We start from the raw sequence: 6,070 nt of genomic DNA on the forward strand, positions 1-6,070 counted from the left end.
TCATGACCGATGCAGGGTCGCGGTGCCACGCCGCGTCAAATTGACAAAGGAAGATCCGATGACCCGCCTCCCCCTGTTCGCGCTGATCCTCGCCGGCAGCGCCGCCGCCCTGCCCGCCGCCGCCCAGGAAGCCACGGTCGACGCCGAAAAGATCAACCAGGTCATCGTCTACGGCAACGACAAGTGCGAACAGTCGAGCCCCGACGAAATCGTCGTCTGTAACCGCCTGCCCGAAACCGAACGCTATCGTGTGCCCGAGATGCTCCGCGGCGACCCGCTCGATCCGCGCAACGAAGCCTGGGCGAACAAGGTCGTCGCACTCGAACGCGTCGGCCGCTTCGGCACCGACAGCTGCTCGCCGACCGGCCTGGGCGGCTTTACCGGTTGTACGCAGGCGCTGCTCGCGGGTGCACGCGCCGAACGACGCGCCGCCGACAAGACCGACTGGCAGGCGATGATCGCCGACGAGCGCGCCAAGCGCCTCGCAGGTATCGACGCCGCGGCCGAAGAGGTCGAAGCCGCCGTGGTCGCCGAAGAGCGCGCGCTCGCCGAACGGCAGAAGGCGGCCGAGGAACTCGAGCGGCAGGCGAATGGCGAGGCTCCGGCGGCGCCGACCGCCCCCGACGAAGCCGACGCCGAGCCGCTTCCGACCCCGCCGCAGCCCTAACGCTCGCGCGGGGTCCAGAGCCTCGCGCCGCGCCCCTTCCACCAGCGCAGGATGAAACCGAGCGCGACGCCGGTACCGATCGCGATCGTCAGGTCGGCGAATATTGTCAGCAGCAAGGTGACGAGCAGCAGCAACAGTTCGTCCCGCGGCAGCGCCGCATGCTCGCGCCATTTCTCGGGCTCCGCCATATTATAGGCGGTCACCAGCAGCACCGCCGCCAGCGCAGGCAGCGCGAGCGCGCCCGCGAGCCCTCCGGCGGCGAGCACGACGATCAGGATAACCGCCGCATGGACCATGCCCGCGACCGGCGTGCGTCCGCCCGCGCGGACGTTGGTCGCCGTGCGCGCGATCGCGCCGGTGACCGGCAGTCCGCCGAACAGCGGCGTCACGACATTGGCATAGCCCTGCGCGAGCAGTTCGGCGCTGGGGCGGTGGCGGCCGTCGAACATGCGGTCGGCGACGATCGCCGACAACAGCGATTCGACGCCCGCCAGAAAGGCGATCGTGATCGCGGACGGGAGCAAGGCGACGATCCGGTCGGTCGTCACTTCCGGCCAGTGCGGCGCCGGAAATCCGCTCGGCAACGCTCCGAAACGCGAACCGACCGTATCGACCGGCAGGTGGAACAGGAGCACCGCGAGCGACGCCGCGCCGACGGCGATCACCAGCACCGGCCAGCGCGGGCGCCAGCGACGCAGCAGCAGGATGGCGGCCACCGTCGCCGCGGTCACCCCCAGCGCCGCAAGGCTGAGCGTGGCGCGCGCCGCCCACAGCGCCTCGAGCTTCGGGATCATGTCGGCGGGGACCTTGCCCGCCGACAGGCCGAGCGCGTCCTGAAACTGGCTGGCGGCGATGATCCCTGCGATGCCGATGGTGAAGCCGTCGATCACCGGTTCGGGGACCAGCGCGATCAGCCGGCCGGCGCGAAAGAAGCCGGCGACAATCAGCAGGATGCCCGCCATGATCGTCGCGACGATCAGCCCGTCCATGCCATGATCCTGAATCACACCATAGACGACGACGATGAAGGCGCCGGTCGGCCCGCCGATCTGCACCCGGCTGCCGCTGGTCGCCGAAATGACGAAGCCACCGACGATCGCGGTAACCAGTCCGACAAATGGCGTGCTGCCCGATGCGATGGCGATCGCGATACAGAGCGGCAAGGCAACGAGCGCGACGCTGACCCCGGCCAGCGCATCGGCGCGGAGGAGCGGCCAGCTATAGTCGTTTGCCGTATCGAGCAATTTGGGCCGGCGCATCGCGTCTCCGTCGATTGAGGGAACGCCATGGCGCTACGCCGCAGCCCGCGGCGCGGTCAAGCCCGCCGCATCCATTCGGCTGATGGCATTTTCACCCTTCCCGTCGTGCCGGACGGAGCAAATGGTGCCAGATTCGTAGTGATTTCAGCGATCGGGCGCGATTTTGTTACGAATCCGCGCCGAACCGAGTGCAAAAATTAACGAATCACGGGCAAGCTGTCTTGACTTGGGAATTTTTGGGGCAAAACGTGCGGTTCTGGGAATCGCCAGCCTAGGGGGCTGTAACATGGCATCAGCATTCGAACCGCGCCTGTGGAGGCGCACGGCAGTCAGCGTGCCGCCGGCACGAAGCCTCGGCCGCCGAATGACGTGGCATGCCGCCGCCGCCCTCCTCGCCTTCGCCGCGCTGCAGATCTGGCTCGTGATGAGCGTGGTCGCCGCGGGCGCGCCGTCCGCCTTCATCGTCGTCGCGCTCGTCATCCTGCTCGCGCTCGCACTTCCGGTCGCACGCTCGACCGAACGCCACTGGTATCATCTGAGCCGCCAGGCGCTCGCGAGCTGGGGCCTGCACGCACGCTTCCGCCGCGACGTTCGCCGCCTGTGGTTCGCCGCGCTGACGCTGCCCTTCCTGTGGATCAGCGGCGCCATCGCCGCCACCGACGCAATCGCGGCAATCACCGGCTGATCGCCCGCAGCCAGGTTTGACGCTGGCCCGCGCGCCGTATAGGGCGCGGCAATGCTGACCGTTTCCGAAGCTCTCGACCGCGCGCAGATGCTCTGCGACGCCGCGACCCAAGCCGGCGCCGACGCCGCCGATGCCCTCTATTATTGCAATGCCGCGACCTCGGTTTCGATGCGGCTCGGCGCGCTCGAGGATGTCGAGCGGTCGGAGGGGCAGGATATTTCGCTGCGCGTCTTCGTGGGGCAGCGCAGCGCGAGCGTGTCGACCGCCGACATGGACGCGGGCGAGCTTGCGAAACTGGTCACCCGCTGCGTCGCCATGGCGCGCGAGGCGCCCGAGGATCCCTATGCCGGGCTCGCGCCTGAAGAGTTGCTGTTCAAGGGCCCCGTTCCCGATCTCGACCTCGACGACGGCAGCGACGCCGATCCGCAGGCGCTGCGCGAGGCCGCGCTTGCCGTCGAGGAAGCGGCGCGCGCCGTCGCCGGGGTCACCAACAGCGAAGGCGGCAGCGCGAGCCACAGCCGCACGCGCTTTGCGCTCGCGACCAGCCACGGCTTCGCCGGCGGCTATGGATCGAGCGGCCACAGCCTGTCGGCGAGCGTCATCGCGGGCGAAGGCGCGGCGATGCAGCGCGATTACGGATGGCACAGCGCGCACCATCTGTCGGATCTAGAAAGCGCCGCCGACATCGGCACCCGCGCCGGCACGCGCGCGGTCGCGCGGCTGAACCCCGGCAAGGCGCCGACCGGCAAGCTTCCGGTGCTGCTCGACCCGCGGATCAGCAGCAGCATCGTCGGCCATCTGCTCGGCGCGATCGCGGGGCCGGCGATCGCGCGCGGGACGAGTTTCCTGCTTGGCAAGGAAGAGGCGATGTTGTTCGACAGCGGCATCGTGATCCGCGACGAACCGCACCGCGCACGCGGGTTGCGCAGCCGCGCCTTCGACGGCGAGGGTGTGCCGACCGCGGCGCGCGACATCGTGGCGGACGGCCGGATTACCGGCTGGCTGCTCGACACCGCCTCGGCGAAGCAGCTCGGTCTGACACCGACCGGCCACGCGAGCCGCGGCGGCGGCGCCTCGGGGGTCGGCGCGAGCAACCTCCACCTCGCCGCGGGTAGCGCGACGCCGGCGGCGCTGATGGAGGGTGTCGCCGAGGGCGTCTATATCACCGAACTGATCGGCCAGGGAGTCAATCCGGTGACCGGCGATTACAGCCGCGGCGCGTCTGGTTTCCTGATCAAGGACGGCGCACTCGCGGGGCCGATCGCCGAATTCACGATCGCGGGCAATCTGATCGACATGTTCGCCGCGCTCACTCCGGCGAACGACCTCGAGTTTCGCCACGGCACCAACGCGCCGACGCTGCGCATCGACGGCATGACCGTCGCGAGCAGCTAAAGGGGCGAGGCGATGCCCGCGCGCAACCTCGAAGCCGTAATTGCCGCGACACGCGAGGTCGGCGACATGGCGATGGCGCGCTGGCGCGGCGAGGGGCGGCCGGTCGACGTGTGGCACAAGTCGCACGACAATCCGGTGAGCGACGTCGATCTCGCCGTCGACGCGCGGCTGAAGGCCGTGCTGGGCGCGATGGTGCCCGAGGCGGGGTGGCTGTCCGAGGAAACCGCCGACAATGAAGACCGGCTGGCGTGCCGCGCGATGTGGTGCGTCGACCCGATCGACGGCACGCGCGACTTCATCCGCGGCCGTCCGGGCTGGTGCGTGTCGGTCGCGCTCGTCATCGATGGCGCGCCCGAACTCGGCGTGCTCTACGCCCCCGCGCTCGACGAGCTGTGGGTCGCGCAAAAGGGCAAGGGCGCGACGCTCAACGGCGAGGCGCTGCGCGCCAGCCGCCGTATGATCTTCGACGGGTCGCGCGTGCCCGCCGACAGCCTGCCAAAGATCGACCGCGACCTGATCATGGTGACCAAGCCGAACAGCATCGCGCTCCGCATGGCGCTCGTCGCCGACGACCGCGCCGACCTCGTCGCGACGCTGCGCTGGGGTTTCGAGTGGGACGTCGCCGCGGCGGCACTGATCGCGGCCGAGGCGGGGGCGGCGGTGACCGATGCCTTCGGCGAGCCACTGCGGTTCAACACCCCGCGCGCGCAGGCGTTCGGCGTCATCGCCTGCGCCCCCGGAATCCATCGGGCTGTCGTGAGCCGCTTGCACGACCGGGCGGTCGCGCTGACGGCGCAGCCCTAACGATCCTCCCTGTCGCGCAGCCATGGGGAGGGGGGCCGCCAAAGGGGGTGGAGGGGCCGCAACCTCGCGTCACCGCCCCTCCGTCAGCGGCTGCGCCGCTGCCACCTCCCCATGGCTTCGCCGCAGGGAGGACTCACCGCCATTCACCGCAGTTCGCTTGACTTTCTACGCGACTCACCCTAACTGCCCGAGCATTCCGACAGCCTGACCGGACGGCGAAGCGTTTTCGTGCGCATCGTGGTCCGTTTTTTGCGTTGGAAATTCAGACGCTTTGAGATGGGGCCGATTGCCAGCGCGCCCTGTGGAGCAGGAGAAAGTTACCAATGGCACGTATTGCGGGCGTCAACCTGCCCACCAACAAGCGCGTGATCATCGCGCTCACCTACATCCACGGCATCGGTCGCAAGACCGCCGTCGACATCGCCGACAAGCTGGGCATCGACCACAGCCGCCGCGTTCAGGACCTGTCGGACGCCGAAGTCCTGCAGATCCGCGAAACGCTGGACGCCGACCACACGGTCGAGGGCGACCTGCGCCGCAACACGGCGATGAACATCAAGCGCCTGATGGACCTCGCCTGCTATCGCGGCCTGCGTCATCGCAAGGGCCTTCCCGTCCGCGGCCAGCGCACGCACACCAATGCGCGCACCCGCAAGGGCAAGGCGAAGCCGATCGCCGGCAAGAAGAAATAAGGTCGAGCGCGCCTTCATGGCGCGCTTCCTTGTTTCTTTCCCTGCCGGAGAGCGGCGATCCGTCCGCCACCGGCCATTTAGGATACAGGTTAGGATTTCATCATGGCTCGTGAACCGCAGCGCCTTCGTCGGCGCGAACGCAAGAATATCTCGTCGGGTGTGGCCCACGTCAACGCGACCTTCAACAACACGATGATCACCATCACCGACGCGCAGGGCAATGCAATCGCATGGTCGAGCGCCGGCATGATGGGCTTCAAGGGCAGCCGCAAGTCGACCCCCTATGCGGCGCAGGTCTGCGCCGAAGACGCCGGCAAGAAGGCCGCCGAGCACGGCGTCCGCACCCTCGAAGTCGAAGTCAAGGGCCCCGGCGCCGGCCGTGAATCGGCGCTCCGCGCGCTGCAGGCTGTCGGTTTCCACATCACGTCGATCCGCGACGTGACGCCGATCCCGCACAATGGCGTCCGCCCGGCCAAGCGCCGCCGCGTCTGACGTCTTTTCGGGCGCGTCCCCCCGCCGGGGCGCCGCCCGCATAAAACTCCTCGCTGGACAGGTGGCCGACCCCGCC

7 protein-coding genes are annotated in these 6,070 nt (G+C 69.0%); 6 read left to right on the plus strand and 1 reads right to left on the minus strand.

What is annotated here, in order from left to right:
* Nucleotides 1–58: 58 nt before the first annotated feature.
* On the plus strand, nt 59–667 hold the full coding sequence (locus tag FG95_RS02335; RefSeq protein ID WP_037553707.1) for a hypothetical protein: 609 nt from the start codon (nt 59–61) through the stop codon (nt 665–667).
* Here the strand turns inward: FG95_RS02335 and FG95_RS02340 are convergent.
* Nucleotides 664–1,926 carry a SulP family inorganic anion transporter gene (locus FG95_RS02340; RefSeq protein ID WP_037553663.1) on the minus strand — a complete coding sequence of 421 codons (1,263 nt, stop codon included), beginning with the start codon at nt 1,924–1,926 and terminating at the stop codon, nt 664–666. The two genes, FG95_RS02335 and FG95_RS02340, sit on opposite strands and share 4 nt — an antisense overlap.
* A 286-nt stretch (nt 1,927–2,212) precedes the next feature.
* On the opposite strand from FG95_RS02340, the gene FG95_RS02345 reads away from it, so the two are divergent.
* From FG95_RS02345 to rpsK, 5 genes are all read left to right on the plus strand, one after another.
* The gene (locus FG95_RS02345) at nt 2,213–2,611 is read left to right on the plus strand and encodes a hypothetical protein (protein ID WP_037553664.1); all 399 of its coding nucleotides are present in this window, start codon (nt 2,213–2,215) and stop codon (nt 2,609–2,611) included.
* A 51-nt stretch (nt 2,612–2,662) separates the two neighbouring features.
* Nucleotides 2,663–4,006 (plus strand): TldD/PmbA family protein, encoded by a 1,344-nt coding sequence (locus FG95_RS02350; RefSeq protein ID WP_037553665.1) that lies wholly within the window; start codon nt 2,663–2,665, stop codon nt 4,004–4,006.
* 12 nt (nt 4,007–4,018) lie between these two features.
* Nucleotides 4,019–4,810, plus strand: a complete 792-nt coding sequence (locus FG95_RS02355) for an inositol monophosphatase family protein (protein ID WP_037553666.1) — start codon at nt 4,019–4,021, stop codon at nt 4,808–4,810.
* 323 nt (nt 4,811–5,133) lie between these two features.
* Entirely contained in the window at nt 5,134–5,502 is a 369-nt protein-coding gene (rpsM, locus tag FG95_RS02360; protein WP_037553668.1) for a 30S ribosomal protein S13, read from the plus strand.
* 102 nt (nt 5,503–5,604) lie between these two features.
* Entirely contained in the window at nt 5,605–5,994 is a 390-nt protein-coding gene (gene rpsK / locus FG95_RS02365) for a 30S ribosomal protein S11 (RefSeq protein WP_003040416.1), read from the plus strand.
* Nucleotides 5,995–6,070: the final 76 nt, after the last annotated feature.

Source organism: Sphingopyxis sp. LC363 (genome assembly GCF_000756385.1).
GTDB lineage: Bacteria > Pseudomonadota > Alphaproteobacteria > Sphingomonadales > Sphingomonadaceae > Sphingopyxis.